Annotated in this window: 12 protein-coding genes; 9 read left to right on the top strand and 3 right to left on the bottom strand. The window is 67.0% G+C overall.

Translation table 11 applies throughout. From position 1 onward, the window contains the following. Positions 1–38: 38 nt before the first annotated feature. The 3 genes from FOF45_RS16995 to FOF45_RS16985 all read right to left on the bottom strand — a co-directional run bounded on the left by FOF45_RS16995 (position 39) and on the right by FOF45_RS16985 (position 3,632). On the bottom strand, positions 39–1,706 hold the full coding sequence (locus FOF45_RS16995) for a pseudouridine synthase (protein WP_158986941.1): 1,668 nt from the start codon (positions 1,704–1,706) through the stop codon (positions 39–41). Beyond that, entirely contained in the window at positions 1,699–2,643 is a 945-nt protein-coding gene (gene scpB / locus FOF45_RS16990) for an SMC-Scp complex subunit ScpB (protein ID WP_158986939.1), read from the bottom strand. Before scpB ends, FOF45_RS16995 begins: the two co-directional genes overlap by 8 nt. Positions 2,644–2,717: 74 nt before the next feature. After that, positions 2,718–3,632, bottom strand: a complete 915-nt coding sequence (locus FOF45_RS16985; protein WP_158986937.1) for a segregation and condensation protein A — start codon at positions 3,630–3,632, stop codon at positions 2,718–2,720. A gap of 357 nt (positions 3,633–3,989) precedes the next feature. On the opposite strand from FOF45_RS16985, the gene FOF45_RS16980 reads away from it, so the two are divergent. The 9 genes from FOF45_RS16980 to FOF45_RS16940 all read left to right on the top strand — a co-directional run bounded on the left by FOF45_RS16980 (position 3,990) and on the right by FOF45_RS16940 (position 16,772). Continuing rightward, the gene (locus FOF45_RS16980) at positions 3,990–4,289 is read left to right on the top strand and encodes a YciI family protein (protein ID WP_158986935.1); all 300 of its coding nucleotides are present in this window, start codon (positions 3,990–3,992) and stop codon (positions 4,287–4,289) included. Then, complete coding sequence (locus FOF45_RS16975; protein ID WP_233264245.1) at positions 4,289–4,582, top strand: BolA family protein; 294 nt, start codon at positions 4,289–4,291, stop codon at positions 4,580–4,582. Before FOF45_RS16980 ends, FOF45_RS16975 begins: the two co-directional genes overlap by 1 nt. Positions 4,583–4,762: 180 nt before the next feature. Further along, positions 4,763–5,776 carry a LacI family DNA-binding transcriptional regulator gene (locus FOF45_RS16970; RefSeq protein WP_233264179.1) on the top strand — a complete coding sequence of 338 codons (1,014 nt, stop codon included), beginning with the start codon at positions 4,763–4,765 and terminating at the stop codon, positions 5,774–5,776. Positions 5,777–5,865: 89 nt separating this feature from the next. Continuing rightward, positions 5,866–8,895, top strand: a complete 3,030-nt coding sequence (locus FOF45_RS16965; protein WP_158986933.1) for a TonB-dependent receptor — start codon at positions 5,866–5,868, stop codon at positions 8,893–8,895. Positions 8,896–8,980: 85 nt separating this feature from the next. Then, the gene (locus FOF45_RS16960) at positions 8,981–10,621 is read left to right on the top strand and encodes a glucoamylase family protein (protein WP_158986932.1); all 1,641 of its coding nucleotides are present in this window, start codon (positions 8,981–8,983) and stop codon (positions 10,619–10,621) included. A 16-nt stretch (positions 10,622–10,637) separates the two neighbouring features. Then, on the top strand, positions 10,638–11,936 hold the full coding sequence (locus FOF45_RS16955; protein WP_158987635.1) for a sugar ABC transporter substrate-binding protein: 1,299 nt from the start codon (positions 10,638–10,640) through the stop codon (positions 11,934–11,936). Further along, positions 11,933–12,817: a carbohydrate ABC transporter permease gene (locus FOF45_RS16950; RefSeq protein ID WP_158986930.1), complete on the top strand. Its 885-nt coding sequence runs from the start codon at positions 11,933–11,935 to the stop codon at positions 12,815–12,817. The genes FOF45_RS16955 and FOF45_RS16950 overlap by 4 nt, the downstream gene beginning before the upstream one ends. Before the next feature lie 35 nt (positions 12,818–12,852). After that, entirely contained in the window at positions 12,853–13,635 is a 783-nt protein-coding gene (locus FOF45_RS16945) for a carbohydrate ABC transporter permease (RefSeq protein ID WP_158987633.1), read from the top strand. Between the two features lie 41 nt (positions 13,636–13,676). Beyond that, entirely contained in the window at positions 13,677–16,772 is a 3,096-nt protein-coding gene (locus FOF45_RS16940; protein ID WP_158987631.1) for a discoidin domain-containing protein, read from the top strand. Positions 16,773–16,788: the final 16 nt, after the last annotated feature.

Genomic DNA, 16,788 nt, shown 5'->3' with positions numbered 1-16,788 from the left:
CGCCCGTGGGCGCCCTTCTTCGTCATGTCGGCGTTGCGTTACGCGCCGCGCGGACCGCGCCCGCCACCGGGGCGTCCACCACCGCGCGGGCCGCCCGGACGCGGACCGCCGCCGGGGCGGTTGCCACCCGGACGATTTCCGCCGGGGCGATTGCCGCCCGGACGATTTCCGCCGGGGCCACCGCCCGGATTGCCACCGGGATGGTTGCCGCTGGGGCGATTGCCACCGGGACGGCTGCCGCCCGGACGCGGGCTGCGCGGCTTGTCGCCGTACGGATTGAAGCCACCCGGATTGGCGTGATCGGACGGGAAGCTCGGCGCGTTGCCCGGATGTCCGTACGGACGCGAGCTGCGCTGGCCCTGACCCTGACCGCCGCCGGGACCGCGGCGCTCGTCGCCGAAGCCGCCTTCACGCCGGCCGCCGCCGCCACCGGGGCGTCCACCGGCACCGGGACGTCCACCGCCACCGCCACCACCGGGCTTGCCGCCGTATGGCTTGCGCGGACCGCGCGCGCCATCGGGATTGCGATGGCCGCTCGGACCGGTCTCGACGCCGTCCGGCACGTACCAGGTGCGGAACGCGGCGGGATTGCCTTCGGGCAGGGGCTTGGGACCCTTGTCCTTGCGCTGCTTGAACGGCTTGTTGCCGGCCTTCGCGGCGGCTTCGCCGCTGACCGTCAGGCCGCCGTGCTTGCGCGGACCGCCACGACCGCGACCGCGGTCTTCGCGCACGTGATCGAAACGACGCAGCTCGCGACCTTCGTCGGCGGTGTTGTGACCGCCCACGTAGCCGTGCGAACGGCTCTTGCCGGTCAGGTCGATGGTCGCCTTGGTCGCCTTGCGCTGGCCGATCACCGGCTGCAGCGTCAGCGCCGACGGCGTGCCGTCTTCCAGGCCGAGCTTGCCACGCAGCGCTTCGACCGCGTCGGTCGTCAGCTCACGCGACTGGCCGCGCAGCAGTTCGCGCGGCAGCGAGACCTCGCCGTAGCGCACGCGCTTGAGGCGGCTCACCTGGCAGCCCTGCGACTCCCACAGGCGACGCACTTCGCGGTTGCGGCCTTCCTTCACCACGACGCGGAACCAGTCGTGCGAGTCGGTGCCGCCGATGCGTTCGATCTCGTCGAACTTGGCCGGGCCGTCTTCCAGCGCCACGCCGCGCGCGAGGCGGTCGACGATGTTGTCCGGCACCACGTCCTCGCCTTCGGGGGCGCGCACGCGGCAGACGTACTCGCGCTCGACCTCGAAGGAGGGATGCATCAGCGCGTTGGCCAGCTCGCCGTCGGTGGTGAGCAGGAGCAGGCCGGTGGTGTTGATGTCGAGGCGGCCGATCGCGATCCAGCGCGCGCCCTTCAGCGCGGGCAGGGCCTCGAACACCGTCGCGCGGCCTTCGGGGTCTTCGCGCGTGGTCACTTCGCCTTCGGGCTTGTTGTACATCAGCACGCGCGAGGGATCGGTCAGCGCGCTGGCGACGAACTGGCGTCCGTCGAGCTCGATCTTGTCGCCGCTCTTGACGCCCATGCCGACCTGCGCGATCTCGCCGTTGACCTTCACCAGGCCGTCGGCGATGCGCTGCTCGAGCGCGCGGCGCGAACCGAGTCCGGCCTGCGCGAGCACCTTGTGCAGGCGTTCTTCCAGGCGCGGCGCTTCGGCCGTGGCGTCGGCGCCGATGCGCTTGAGGGTGAGCTTGCGGCTCTTTTCTTCAGTCATGTCTGTGTTGCTCCGACGAAGCCGGTTCGGCCTCGTCATCAATCGGAACGGTCGTCGTCTCGACGGCGTTGTCTTGCTCGGGATCGTTCACGTCCGCCGCGCGCTCGCCCGGCGCGGCTTCGGGGTTGCCCTCGGGGGCGTATTCGGTTTCGTCGATGTCGAGGTCGTCGACCTCGTCGTCGTCGTGGGTGTCGCCCGCGTCCGCCTGCGCGTCCGCGGTTCCGGCATCGGCGCTGACGATGTCGTTGTCAGCACTGGTGCCTGTGTCTTCCGATGCCGTGTCCGCCTCGTCCGCGATGTCCTGCGCGGGGATCGGATCGGCGTCGTTGCCGGCGGTGTCATCGTCCGATGTGGCGATGCCGCCCGCGGCGATCGGTGCGTTCTCGAACTGCAACTGCGGTTCCAGCTCGCCGATGTCCTTCAGTTCCGACAGCGGCGGCAGTTCGTCCAGGCGCTTGAGGCCGAAGTAGTCCAGGAACACCTTGGTGGTCCCGAACAGCGCCGGCTTGCCCGGCACGTCGCGGTGGCCGACGACGCGGATCCACTCGCGCTCTTCCAGCGCCTTGATGATGTTGCTGTTCACCGCCACGCCGCGCACCTGCTCGATCTCGCCGCGCGTGATCGGCTGGCGGTAGGCGATCAGCGCGAGTGTCTCCAGCGTGGCGCGCGTGTAGCGCGTCTGCCGCTCGGTCCACAGGCGCGCGACCCACGGGTGGACGTCGGCCTTGACCTGGAAGCGGAAGCCGGACGACACCTCGACCAGCTCCACGCCGCGCTCGGCGCAGGCGTCGCGCAGCGTTTCCAGCGCCTGTTCGACGCTGTCCGGCGGCGCCGGCTGGTCCTCGGGGAACAGCGCGTGCAGCTGCGCCAGGGTCAGCGGCTGGTTGGCCGCGAGCAGGGCGGCCTCGACGATGCGGGTGACTAGCTGTTGATCCATAGGATGGACAGATCTCGTTGGTTCAATCCCGCGCGGGCGGGAACCCCTTTGCAGCGGCCCGAATCGTGGGCCGCTTACTCATCGTTCGCCGCCGGCTCGTCGAACTCGCTGCTGAGTTCGATTTCCTCGCCTTCCTTGAGCAAGGCCAGCGACTTGACGTAGATCGGCGCGAAGGCGGCCTCCTGCACGATCTCGATCAGTTGTTCCTTGGCCAGCGTGAGCAGGCCGAGGAACGTCACCACCACGCCGAGCTTTCCTTCCTCGGCGGTGAACAGCGACTCGAAGCGGTGGAAGCTGCCGTCCTTCATGCGTTCCAGCAGCTCGCCCATGCGCTGGCGGACGCTGAGCGCATCGCGCTTGATCGCATGCTGGGTGAACAGCTCGGCGCGCTTGAGCACGTCGTGCAGGGCCAGCAGCATTTCCTTCAGATCCACCGGCGGCGGCAGTCGCACCGACGCACGGTCCGGCACGAACGCCTGTACCGGCGCGGTGTCGCGGTCCTGGCGGGGCAGGGAGTCGATGTCCTCCGCCGCCTTCTTGAACCGCTCGTACTCCTGCAGGCGGCGGACCAGCTCGGCGCGCGGATCCTCTTCCTCGCCTTCCTCGTTGGGCGCGCGCGGCAGCAGCATGCGCGACTTGATCTCGGCCAGCATCGCGGCCATGACCAGGTAGTCCGCGGCCAGCTCGAAGCGCATCTCGTGCATGGCCTGGATGTACTCGACGTACTGGCGGGTGATGTCCGCCACCGGGATGTCGAGGATGTCCAGGTTCTGCCGGCGGATCAGGTACAGCAACAGGTCGAGCGGTCCTTCGAACGCCTCGAGGATGACCTCCAGCGCGTCCGGCGGGATGTACAGGTCCTGCGGGATCTGCAGCACCGGCTGGCCATGCACCATCGCCAGCGGCATTTCCTGCTGCTGAGGCGAGATGGAGGCCGGGGCGGCCACGGATTGCGGATCGCTCGCGTCGGCTGCGCGTTCTTCGGTCATTCGGGACCGGCCCCTCCGGGCCGTCGGCACTGCTAAATCGCTTCGGTGCGGGGGCCCTGGGCCACCGTGGATGCAAACGGACTGCTGATAAGGTCGTGCTGCGACCGGACGGCTACGGTCTGCGCGTCGCACGGGCGTGCGGCGGCGAACGACGTAGGGTTGCGGGCGCGTGGACCGTCGGGGGGCAGCGTCGCACCGGGGGTGCTTGCGTGGCGACGGTGTGGGGAGACCGGTCGCGACGGGCCGCTGCAGCCGGCCTTGGGCGTGAAAGCTAGGGTACGGCCTCGTCCCGGTCGTGTCCAGCCGCGCCGCGACTACAATTCGGGCCGGTTCAGGGCTCGATGGAGCACTTTCGTGATGTGGTACGTGATTGAAGGGTATGACGGCAACGACGTGCTGGAGCGCCGGATGCAGGCGCGTGCGGAACATCTGGCCCGGCTGGTGGCGCTTCGCGATCAGGGCCGGCTGCTCCTCGCCGGGCCGTGCCCGGCCATCGATTCCGAGGACCCGGGCCCGGCCGGCTTCAGCGGCAGCGTGGTGATCGCCGAGTTCGAATCCCTCGAAGCCGCCCGCGCCTGGGCCGATGCCGACCCCTACGTGGCCGCCGGCGTCTACGAGCGGGTCCAGGTCCGGCCGTTCCGCAAGGTGCTGCCGTGATCCCGGGATCGCTGCCGCGCGAGCAGCGCGTCGCGGCGATCCGTGCCGCGCTGGAGGCGGCGTTGGCGCCCCGGTCGCTGGAGATCGAGGACGAAAGCCATCGGCATGCCGGCCATGCCGGTGCGGCGGACGGGCGCGGCCACTTTCGTGTCGACGTGGTCAGCGAGGCATTCGAAGGGCTCGGTCCGATCGCGCGACACCGTGCCATCTACGGCGCGCTCGGCGATCTGATGAACACCGACATCCACGCGTTGTCGATCCGTGCGCGCACGCCGCGCGAAGCAGCATCCTGACTCCGACAGGGCGACTGCCTACGCGCGCCGATGATGCGGCGTTGCAGCATCGGGACCTCGCAAAGAAGTGACGTTGGCCGCGAGTTCGCGACCTTGTCGCAGCTTTCGTAACATCTGCTTTACATTCGTGTTTGTAAACGTTTACAGTCCGCGCGCATTGAGCGCCGGGATGGTGAAAGCGTGGCGAACGTGACCATCAAAGATGTCGCACGGGTGGCCCAGGTATCGGTGGCCACCGTGTCGCGGGCCCTCAATGGCCACGGCAACGTCGCCGAAGACGTCCGCACCCGCGTGTTCGCCGCCGCCCAGCAGTTGCGCTACACGCCGCATGCCGCCGCGCGCAGCCTGAGCAGCCGCCGCACCCAGACCCTTGGCGTGGTCCTGCCCGACCTGCACGGCGAGTTCTTCTCCGAACTCATGCGTGGCATCGACCAGGTCGCGCGGGCGCACCGCCTGCACCTGCTCGTATCCAGTTACCACGGCAATCCGGAAGAGCAGGGCGCGGCCCTGCGCGCGATGCGCGGGCGCGTCGACGGGCTGCTGGTGATGTCGCCGATCGTCGCGGCCCCCGCGCTGCTGAGCGAGGAACTTGAGCCTTCGCTGCCGACGGTGCTGATCAACAGCCAGGCCGGGCTCGACGGCACTGCCGTGCTCGGCGTGGACAACTACGGTGGCGCGGTGGCGATGGTCGAGCACCTCGTTGCGCGCGGCCATCGCCGCATCGCCTTCATCGCCGGTCCGCGCGACAACTTCGACGCGCACGAGCGCCTGCGCGGCTATCGCGACGCGCTCGCACGACTGCAGCCCGGTTCGCACGAATGGGTGGTGCAGGGCGACTTCGACGAAGCCTCCGGACATCGTGCCGGCCACGAACTGCTCGCCGCTTCGCCGCGCCCGGACGCGGTGTTCGCGGCCAACGACATGATGGCGCTCGGTTGCCTGTTCGCGTTCGCGCAGGCCGGCGTCGCCATCCCCGGCGATATCGCACTGGCGGGATTCGACGACATTCCGCTGGCGCGCTACGTACACCCCGCACTCACGACGATGCGGGTCAACATCGCAGAACTTGGCGCACGTGCCGCGCGCCTGCTCATCGCCCAGGTCGCCGGAGAAGCGGCCAGCGAAACCTCCGTGATCGCCACGGAGCTGATCGTCCGCGAGTCCAGCGGCATCCCGCCCCGCACGCTTTCGTGACGCCGTTCCCTGCGGCAATCACGTGCCCGTGTGGCTGTTCGCTGTAAACGATTCCACACATTTCGAATGCTTTTGGAGAGAGGAAGCATATGAAGTCGCAGTCCAGATCCCCCCGCAGGCCGGCCCCCCGCCTGCTGGCTTGCGCACTGGCCAGCTGTCTTGCGATGGCCGCACCGTCGGCGTTCGCGCAAAGCACCGCCGCGACCGTCCGCGGCCAGATCACCGTCGATTCCGCGCCGGCCGCGCAGGCCGAAGTCACCGCCACCAACACCGCTACCGGGCTGACCCGTCGCGTCCAGGCCAGCAACGGCTCGTACAACATCGGCGGCCTGCCGCCGGGCACCTACCGGATCGACGCGAACGTCAATGGCCAGACCGCTTCGCGCACGATCGTCGTGCAGGTCGGCCAGACCGCGACGCTGAACCTGTCCGCCGGCGGCGTCGCCGAAACCGCGCCGTCGGGTCCGGCCACCACGGTCGATACCGTCACGGTCACCGCCGCGCCGGTGTTCGAGACCACCACGCCGGAAGTGGCAACCTACGTTTCGCAGGTGCAGATCGAATCGCTGCCGCAGTCCTCGCGCAACTTCCTCGCCTTCGCCGACATCGTGCCCGGCATGATTTTCGACCGTAAGTCCAACGGCACTTCGCAGCTGCGTAGCGGCGCGCAGAGTTCCAACGGCGTGAACGTCTTCATCGACGGCGTCGGCCAGAAGAACTACGTGCTCAAAGGCGGCATCAGCGGCCAGGACCAGAGCAAGGGCAATCCGTTCCCGCAGCTCGCGATCGGCGAGTACAAGGTCATCACGTCCAACTACAAGGCCGAGTACGACCAGATCAGCAGCGCGGCCGTCACCGCGGTGACCAAGTCCGGCACCAATGAGTTCCAGGGCCAGTTCTTCTGGGACAAGGCCAACATTCCCGAGTGGCGCGAACAGACTCCGGCCGAAGAACGCGCCGGGCAGGGCAAGAGCCCTTCGGGCGAGACCCAGTACGGCGCATCGTTCGGTGGCCCGATCATCCAGGACCGCCTGTTCTTCTTCGTAACGTACGAAGCGAAGGAGTTCGAGACGCCCGACACCATCGCGCCGGGATCGCTCGATCCAGGCTTCACTCTCACTCCTGAACTGCTGGCGCTGACCGGTCCGACCACCGAACCCTTCAACGAAGACCTGTGGTTCGGCAAGCTGACCTGGCAGGTCAACGACAACAACCTGGTCGAATTCAGCGCGAAGGTACGCGAGGAAGAAGAGATCACCGATCTCGGCGGCCAGAACACCGACAGCTACGGCAAGACCAACAAGAACGACAGCACGCGCCTGGACCTGCGCTACCAGTGGAGCAACACCGACTGGTTGAACGACATGCACATCACGCACGAGGACGAGCAGTTCAATCCCCGTGCGATCACCCTCGCGCCCGGCTTCATCATCCAGAACAGCCAACGCGGCGGCGTGCTCAACGTCGGCGGTGGCCAGGACTACCAGGACAAGGGCCAGAAGGGCTGGGGCTTCCAGGACGATCTGACCTACACCGGCATCGAAGGCCACACGCTCAAGGCCGGCTTCAAGTACAAGGACGTGGAGATCAACGCGTTCGAACAGCAGCCGTTCAACGCGCAGTATTCGATCAACTATCCCGCCAACGTCGTGCTGATGGGCAACACGTCGCTGTCGACGTTCCAGCCTTACCAGGTGCGCTTCGGTGCGCCGCTGCCGGGCGTGGGCGACCGCAACATCGCCTCGAAGAACAAGCAGTACGGCATCTACTTCCAGGACGACTGGCAGGTCAACGACAAGCTGATCGTCAACCTCGGCCTGCGTTACGACTACGAGAGCACGCCGAGCTACGAGGATTACGTCACGCCGCCCGACCTGGTCGCCGCGCTGCGCGGCTGGAGCAACATCCATCAGCCGGGTGTCGGCTACGACATCGAGGATTACATCAGCACCGGCAACAACCGCGATGCGTTCAAGGATGCATGGCAGCCGCGCCTGGGCTTCTCGTACGACCTGTTCGCCGACCAGCGCCATGTGTTCTTCGGCGGCGCCGGCCGTGCCTACGACCGCAACCTGTTCGATTACCTCGCGCTCGAACAGTCCAAGAGCACCTTCCCGACCTACACGCGGTTCTTCAACACGCCGGGCAATCCCTGCACGGTCAACAACACCACGTGCTTCGAGTGGGATCCGCGATTCCTGAACCTGCAGGAGCTGTACGCGATGGTCGCGGCCAATCCGGACCTCGGTTCGGAAGTGAACCTGATGAACAACGACCTCAAGGTTCCGTACTCCGACCAGTTCAGCCTGGGCATGCGCAATGCCGTGAAGCTGGGCAGCGTGGACTGGAACACGTCGGTGACGTTGGTCCGCATCGAGAGCCACGACGGCATCATCTTCACGCTGGGCAATCGCTACGACGACGGTACCTTCTACGGGCCGGGTCGCACTTTCGGCGGCGCTCCGTTCGGCGAGACGATCCCGGGCTTCGGTTCGCTGATCAAGGCCGACAACGGTGTGGAGACCAAGCTCAACCAGCTGTTGCTGTGGGCGGAAAAGCCGCTCACCGCGGAATCGCCGTGGGGCGTGACGCTGGCGTATACCTATTCGGATGGCGAAGAGAACCGCGCCAACGCCGCCAACACCGACGAGCACTACGTCTTCGACTATCCCAACCTGGACGACCATCCGTGGGTCGCCTCGGTCGGTGTTCCGAAGCACCGCTTCGTCGGTACGGGCATCTACCAGCGCTGGGGCTTCACGTTCTCGACCAAGGTCACGTGGAGCAGCCCGATCGCGCGCGACATCACCGACTGCCTCGCGCCGACGCCCGACCCGGCGCTCGACAACTGCGCTTTCGGTCGCATCGATTCGGCTTTCTTCGACGACGCCGATTTCTTCCAGTGGGACCTGGCGGTGCAGAAGGAATTCGACACCGGCGCGGGCCTTAAGTACATGGTGCGCGGCGACGTGTTCAACGTGACGAATGCGCGCAACTGGACCGGCTTCCAGAACTTCCGTGGCGTGGACGGCGTGATCAACCCGGTGTACGGCGACCACACCGACGAGATCACTCTGCCGACGCGTTCGTTCAAGCTGTCCTTCGGTATTTCCTGGTGACCCGGGCCGCCGGCCGTCTACTCGTCGTGGCGGCCGGCGGCGCCTTCGGGCATGTTCCTTCACTCGATGATGGTGTGGCGTGGTGATGTTCGATTCGTTCCGACGCAGTTGGGGGGCTGCATCGCTGATGGCGGTGCTCGTGTTCGTGGCCGGTTGCGGCCGGCAGAGCGAGCCGGCTTCGACGACGTATCCGATCGCCTCGGCGCCGCCGGTGCAGGTGGAACCGCTGAAGGCGACCAAGCTCGAGCTGCCGCCGCTGTTCCGCGACATCGAGAAGCGCACGTTCCAGTTCTTCTGGGACACGACCAGCGAGATCAACGGTCTCACGCCCGACCGTTTCCCGTCGCGCCCGTTCGCGAGCATCGCCTCGGTGGGATTCGCGCTGACCGCGTATCCGATCGGCATCGAGAACGGCTGGGTCAGCCGCCGTCAGGCGGTGGACCGCACGCTGACCACGCTGAAGTTCTTCCGCGATATTCCGTCCGGCCCGCAGGCCACGGAGAAGGGCGCGTACAACGGCTTCTACTACCACTTCCTCGACATGGACACGGGTCATCGCTACCAGAGCTGGGTGGAGCTCTCGAGCGTGGACACGGCCCTGCTGATGATGGGCGTGCTGTTCGCCCAGAGTTACTACGACCGCGACGATCCGCGCGAGAAGCAGATCCGCGACCTCGCCGATGAACTCTACAAGCGCGTCGACTGGACGTGGCTGCAGCGCAACAAGCCGCTGATCTCGATGGGCTGGTTCCCCGAGAGCGGCTTCATCCAGCACGACTGGACCGGTTACAACGAAGCCATGCTGCTGTACGTGCTGGCGATGGCTTCGCCGACCCATCCGGTCGAGCCGGCGGCATGGTCGGTGTGGACGCGTACCTACAACGATGTCTGGGGCGTGTACCAGGGCGAGGAATACCTCGCGTTCGGCCCGCTGTTCGGCCATCAGTACAGCCACGTCTGGATCGATTTCCGCGGAATCCAGGACGACTACATGCGCGAGCGCGGTATCGATTACTTCGAGAACAGCCGTCGCGCGGCCTACGCGCAGCGTGCCTACGCCATCGCCAATCCGATGAAGTGGGAAGACTACGGTCCCGAAGTATGGGGCCTGACCGCGAGCGATGGTCCGCAGCAGACGCTGCAGGAATATCGCGGCGAACAGCGCCAGTTCCGCCACTACTCCGCGCGCGGTGCCGGCCTGCGCGACACCTTCGACGACGGCACCATCGCGCCGACCGCGGCGATCGCTTCGCTGCCGTTCGCGCCGGAGATCGTCATCCCCAGCACCGTGGCGTTGCACGAACGCTATGGCGAGTTCCTGTACTCCAGCTACGGATTCCTCGATTCGTTCAATCCCAGCTTCACCTACGACATCCCGCTCAAGACCGGGCGCCTCGTGCCGGGCGAAGGCTGGGTCGCCAGCGATTACATCGGCATCGACCAGGGGCCGATCCTGGCGATGATCAGCAATTACCGGAACGACTTCGTCTGGAACGTGATGAAGAAGAACAAGTACATCCGCGACGGCCTGCAGAAGGCCGGCTTCAAGGGCGGATGGCTGGAGCCGGTAAAGGAAGGCGAAGAGCCGGCGACGCAGCCCAAGCCGCAGACGCAATCCGAGAAGGACGCCGCCACCGCACGCGCGCTGGGCGAGGCGGAATCGCGCGCCACACGTGCGTCGCAGTCGCCGAAGCCCACGCCCGAGACGCCGCAGAAGTCGAAATGAGGGTAGGGTGACCGGCATGCGGGCGACGCGCACACGGCGATGGGGGCTTGTCGCAGCGGCGCTTCTGTCGCTGCTGCTGCTTTCATCGTGCGCGCGCGAACAGGACGATCGCCAGGTCGTGCGCTTCTGGGCGATGGGCAGCGAAGGCGAGATCGTGCGCCGGCTGATCCCGGAGTTCGAACGGCGCCATCCCGACGTCCGCGTCGACGTGCAGCAGCTACCGTGGACCGCCGCGCACGAAAAGCTGCTGACCGCGTTCGCGGGCGATGCGCTGCCGGACGTGTGCTCGCTCGGCAACACGTGGATCCCGGAATTCGCGCTGCTCGGCGCGTTGACGCCGCTCGATCCCTACCTGGCGGCCACACCGTCGGTGGAACCGGGCGATTACTTCCACGGTGCATGGGAATCCGGTGAGCTGCAGGGCAGCGTGTACGCGGTGCCGTGGTACGCCGAGACCCGGGTGCCGTTCTACCGCACCGATCTGCTGCGCGAAGCCGGCATCGCCGCGCCGCCGCGCAACTGGGATGAATGGCGCGCGGCACTCGCCGCGGTCAAGCAACGCGCGGGCGCGGACCGCTACGCAATCCTTCTGCCGCTCAACGAGTTCGAGCCACTGTTGAACCTGGCGATCCAGCAGCCCGATCCGCTGCTGCGCGACGACGGGCGTTATGGCAATTTTCGCAGCGCGGGATTCCGTCGGGCGCTGGCGTTCTACAAGGAGATGTTCGACCAGCGCTGGGCGCCGCCGGTGAGCAATAACCAGATATCCAATGTCTGGGATGAGTTCGGTCGCGGCTATTTCAGCTTCTACGTCAGCGGTCCCTGGAATATCGCCGAGTTCCGCAAGCGCCTGCCGCAGAGCGTGGCTGGCTCGTGGATGACGATGCCGCTGCCCGGTCCGGATGGTCCGGGAGCATCGGTGATGGGCGGCACCAGCTTCGTGATCTTCCGTTCCTCGCAGCGCAAGGACGCGGCGTGGAAGCTCATTGCCTACCTGTCCGAGCCGCAGGTGCAGACACAGTTCCATGCGCTGACCGGCGACCTGCCGCCACGTCGAAGTGCGTGGACCAGCCCCGCGCTCACGCGCGACCCGTATGCGCGCGCGTTCCGCGAGCAGCTGGAACGCGCCCGTGCCGCACCGAAGGTGCCGGAATGGGAGCGCATCGCGCAGGAGATCCGCATCGTCGGCGAGGAGATGATCGGCGGACGCTACGACGTAGACGGTGCCGCCGAAGAGCTCGACCGCCGCACCGACGCCATCCTCGAGAAACGCCGCTGGATGCTCGACCACCGGACGATCGGAGCCGCGCCATGATCCGCGCGTCGACTGCCGGCTGGATGTTTGCCGCGCCCGCACTGACCGTGATCGGCGTGTTCTTCGGTCTGCCGGTGCTGGCCGCCTTCGCGCTGAGCCTCACCGACTTCGACATCTACGCGCTGGCCGACATGGGCAACCTGCGCTTCGTCGGGCTGGGCAACTACGCCGCGCTGCTGCAGAACGCGCTGTTCTGGCAGGCGCTGGGCAACACGATGTACTTCGTCGTGGTCGGCGTGCCGCTGTCGATCGCGGTGTCGCTGGGCGCGGCGTTGTTGCTGCATTCGAAGCTCGGCTCGTTCAAGCCGTTCTTCCGCACCGCGTACTTCGCGCCGGTGGTCACCACCGTGGTCGCGGTGGCGGTGATCTGGCGCTACCTGTTCCACACGCGCTACGGGCTGGTGAACTGGGGCCTTTCGTGGTTCGGTATCGACCCCATCGACTGGCTCGGGGATCCGACGTGGGCGATGCCGACGATCATCCTGTTCGCCGTGTGGAAGAACTTCGGCTACAACATGATCATCTTCCTCGCTGGCCTGCAGTCGATCCCGGAAGACCTGTACGAAGCCGCGCGCATCGACGGCGCCAGCCGCACGCAGCAGTTCCGGCACATCACGCTGCCGCAACTCGGGCCGGTGCTGCTGCTGGTCAGCATCATCACGCTGTCGGGCTATTTCCAGCTGTTCGCCGAACCCTACGTGATGACCCGCGGCGGGCCGATGCAGAGCACCGTGAGTGTGTTGTACCTGATGTACGAACAGGGTTTCATGTGGTGGAACCTCGGCAACGCCTCGGCGGTCGCGTTCCTGCTGTTCGTGCTGATGGTGACCGTGACCAGCGGGCTGATGTGGTTCGCACGGCGCAAGGGAGCCGAATCGTGAACCCGCGCCTGGCCCGGGCCATCGTCAACGGTCTGATGATCGCGCTGGCGGTGATCAGCCTGACGCCGCTGCTGTGGATGCTGTCGGTGTCGTTCATGCAGGCCGGTGAGGCGAGCGCCTTCCCGCCGCCACTGTGGCCGAAGGCGCCGACGCTGCACAACTACCACGAGCTGTTCGCGCGCGCCGGCATGGGCCGCTACCTGCTCAACAGTTTCCTGATCGCCAGCGCCGCCACCCTGGTCGCGCTGCTGCTCAACACGATGGCCGGCTACGCCTTCGCCAAGCTGCGATTTGCCGGTCGCGAGCGCATCTTCCAGCTGCTGCTCGGGGCGCTGATCATTCCCGCGCAGGTGACGATGATGCCGCTGTTCCTGATGCTCAAGCAGATCGGGCTGGTCAACAGCTATGCCGGTGCGGTCGTGCCGCTGATGGCGAGCGTGTTCGGCATCTTCCTGGTGCGACAGTACGCGCGCTCCATTCCGGACGAACTGCTGGAAGCGGCGCGCATCGACGGCGCCGGCGAGCTGCGCATCTTCTTCCAGATCGTGCTACCGGTGCTCAAGCCGATCCTGGTGACGCTGGCGATCTTCGTCTTCCTCGGCGCGTGGAACGACTTCATGTGGCCGCTGATCATCCTCAGCGACAGCAGTCATTTCACCCTGCCGGTCGCGCTGGCGTCGCTCTCGCGCGAACACGTGCAGGACAACGAACTGATGATGGCGGGCTCGGTGGTGACGGTGCTTCCGGTGCTGGTCCTGTTCCTGGTGCTGCAGCGCTACTACCTGCAGGGCCTGCTGGTCGGGAGCGTGAAGGGGTGAGCGTGCGGAAGGGCGGTGCGGTGCTGCTGGCATTGCTGGCGATGCCGGCATTGGCACAGAAGGGCGGATCGGCGCGAGTGCTGGACGGATTCGAGTCGAGCACGCCGTGGCAGGTCGTCACGTCCGACCAGGTGGGCGGAAGCCTGCGCAGCGTGGCCGGCGTGAGCGGCAAGGCCGTGTGCCTGGACTACGACTTCCACGGTGTCTCGGGCTACGCCGGCCTGCAGCGCGAGCTGCCCATCGACTATCCCGGCAACTATGCGTTCTCGTTCCGCCTGCGCGGCGATTCGCCGGCGAACGATCTGCAGTTCAAGCTGGTCGACGACAGCGGCGACAACGTGTGGTGGGTCAACCGTCCGCGTTACGAATTCCCGCGCGAGTGGACGCAGGTCGTCTACAAGCAACGTCACATCAGCCGTGCCTGGGGTCCGGCGCCGGACCCGACCCTACGACACAGCCGCAAGATCGAATTCACGATCTACAACAGCGCCGGCGGAAAGGGCTCGGTGTGCTTCGACGAGCTGACGTTCCGCGCATTGCCGCCGCAGGACGATTCGCCGCTGATCGGCGAGGCCACGGCGACGTCGCAGGACCGCAGCGGCCCTGCGCGCGATGCACTCGACGATTCCGCCAGCACGGCGTGGCGCGCGCCAGTCGATCCAGTCGCGCCGCCACAGTTCGTGCTCGACCTGCGCAAGCCGCGCGAGTTCGGTGGCGTGGTCCTGCAATGGTTGCCGGGTGAGCACGCACGCGATTACCGCATCGAACTCTCCGATGATCGCGAGCACTGGCGCGTCGTGCGCGACGTCGCTGGCGCGGATGGCGGCACCGATTTCATCGCGCTGCCCGAATCGGAAGCGCGTTACCTGCGACTGACACCGCTGCGTGCGCCGGGTGGACGCATCGGACTGGCGAGCCTGCAAGTACGACCGCTCGCGTTCGCGGCGACGCCGAACGATTTCGTGCGCTCGGTCGCGGCGGCGGCACCGCGAGGCACGTATCCGCGCGGTTTCAGCGGCGAGCAGCCGTACTGGACCATCCTCGGCATCGACGGCGGCACCGAGCAGGGCCTGATCGGCGAGGACGGTGCGATCGAGCTGGGCAAGGGCGCCTTCAGCGTGGAGCCGGTGGTGATCGCGTCCGGTCGCGCGACCACATGGGCCGACGCGCGCATCACCCAGTCGCTGCAGAACGGTTATCTACCGGTACCGACCGTGCACTGGGAACACGCCGACCTCCACCTCGACATCACCGGTTTCGCACAGGGCACGCAGGCGCAGTCGCAGCTGGTCGGTCGCTATCGCCTGAGCAACCCGACGTCGCAGGCCCGCGATTACGTGTTGCGCCTGAAAGTACGTCCGCTGCAGGTGAATCCGCCGACGCAGTTCCTCAACACGGTCGGTGGCGTCAGTCCGATCCATACGCTGCGCGTGGATGGCGAGCGCATCGACGTGGACGGCCGCGCGCGCGTTTCGATGTCGCGCAACGCCGGCGCGTGGTTCGCCACGACGTTCGATGGTGAGGGCGACGCACAACCGTCGCAGCAGGTCGCATCGGTTGACGATCCGACTGGGCTGGCCAGTGGCGCGCTCGACTACCCGGTTCGGCTGGGTTCGGGTGAGTCGTTCGAGCTCGACTGGATCGCGCCGATGACCGGTGCGATGCCGACGGGGTTCGCGCCCGGCGACGCAGAAGCGATGCAGCGCGCCGTCGCCTCGCAATGGCGCGACAAGCTCGACCGCGTGCGCCTGCGCGTGCCCGCGCAGGGGCAGCACGTCGTCGACACGCTGCGAACGGCGCTGGCGCACATGCTGATCAGCCGCATCGGTCCGCGCCTGCAGCCGGGCACGCGTTCGTATTCGCGCGCGTGGATCCGCGACGGCGCGATGATCGGCGAAGGCCTGCTGCGCATGGGCCGCGAGGACGTGGCCGAAGAATTCCTGCGCTGGTACGCGCCGTACCAGTTCGAGAACGGAAAAGTGCCGTGCTGCGTGGACGATCGCGGCAGCGATCCGGTCCCGGAGAACGACAGCCACGGTGAGCTGGTCTTCACCGTCGCCGAGGTCTACCGCTACACGCAGGACCGTGCGCTGCTGGAAGTGATGTGGCCGCATGTCGTCGGCGCGGTGGCGTACATGGACCAGCTGCGAGTGAGCGAGCGCACCGAAGCCAATCGCGCACGAAATCCGGCGTTCTACGGAATGATGCCGGCCTCGATCAGCCACGAAGGCTATTCGGCCAAGCCGATGCATTCGTACTGGGACAACTTCTGGGCGCTGCGTGGTTACAAGGATGCGGTGGAGATCGCGCAGTGGCTCGGTCGCGACGAGGATGCGCGCCGCTTTGCCGCGTCGCGCGACCAGTTCCGCGACGATCTGTACGCATCGCTGCGTTCGGCCACTCAGCAACACGACATCGATTTCCTGCCCGGCGCGGCCGAGCTGGGCGATTTCGACGCGACGTCCACGACCATCGCGCTCGCACCCGGCGGCGAGCAGGGGCGGTTGCCGCAGGACCTGCTCGACAACACCTTCGAACGCTACTGGCGCGAGTTCGTGGCGCGCCGCGACGGCACGCGCGAGTGGAAGGACTACACGCCTTACGAACTGCGCACCATCGGTACGTTCGTCCGCCTGGGCTGGCGCGAGCGCGCGCACGAGTCCCTGGCGTTCTTCTTCGCCGACCAGCAGCCGCGCAGCTGGAACCAGTGGGCCGAAGTCGTTTCGCGCACGCCACGCAAACCGTTCTTCGTCGGCGACCTGCCGCACGCGTGGGTCGGTTCGGATTACGTGCGGTCGGCGCTCGACCTGTTCGCGTATACGCGCGACATCGACGATGCGCTGGTCGTGGCCGCGGGCATTCCCTCCGACTGGCTCGCGGGGCAGGGCGTCGAGGTCTCGGGCCTGCGCACGCCGAACGGGCCGCTGGGTTACACGCTCAAGGAAACGAACCGGACGCTGGTCTTCACACTGGCGAAGGGCCTGCGCGTTCCGGCCGGTGGCGTCGTGCTGGCCTGGCCGTACGAGCACGCACCGGGCGTGACACGCGTGGACGGTCGTCCGGCGCAGTGGGAGAACGGCGAGCTGCGACTGCGCAAGGCGCCGTCGAAGGTGGAAGTCGCCTTGCCGCCGCGTTGAGGTGCTGTCGGATTCA

The organism is Lysobacter panacisoli (assembly GCF_009765165.1).
GTDB lineage: Bacteria > Pseudomonadota > Gammaproteobacteria > Xanthomonadales > Xanthomonadaceae > Lysobacter_J > Lysobacter_J panacisoli.
The sequence above is the reverse complement of the archived record's forward strand: the minus strand, read 5'-3'. Positions and strand labels throughout refer to the sequence as shown.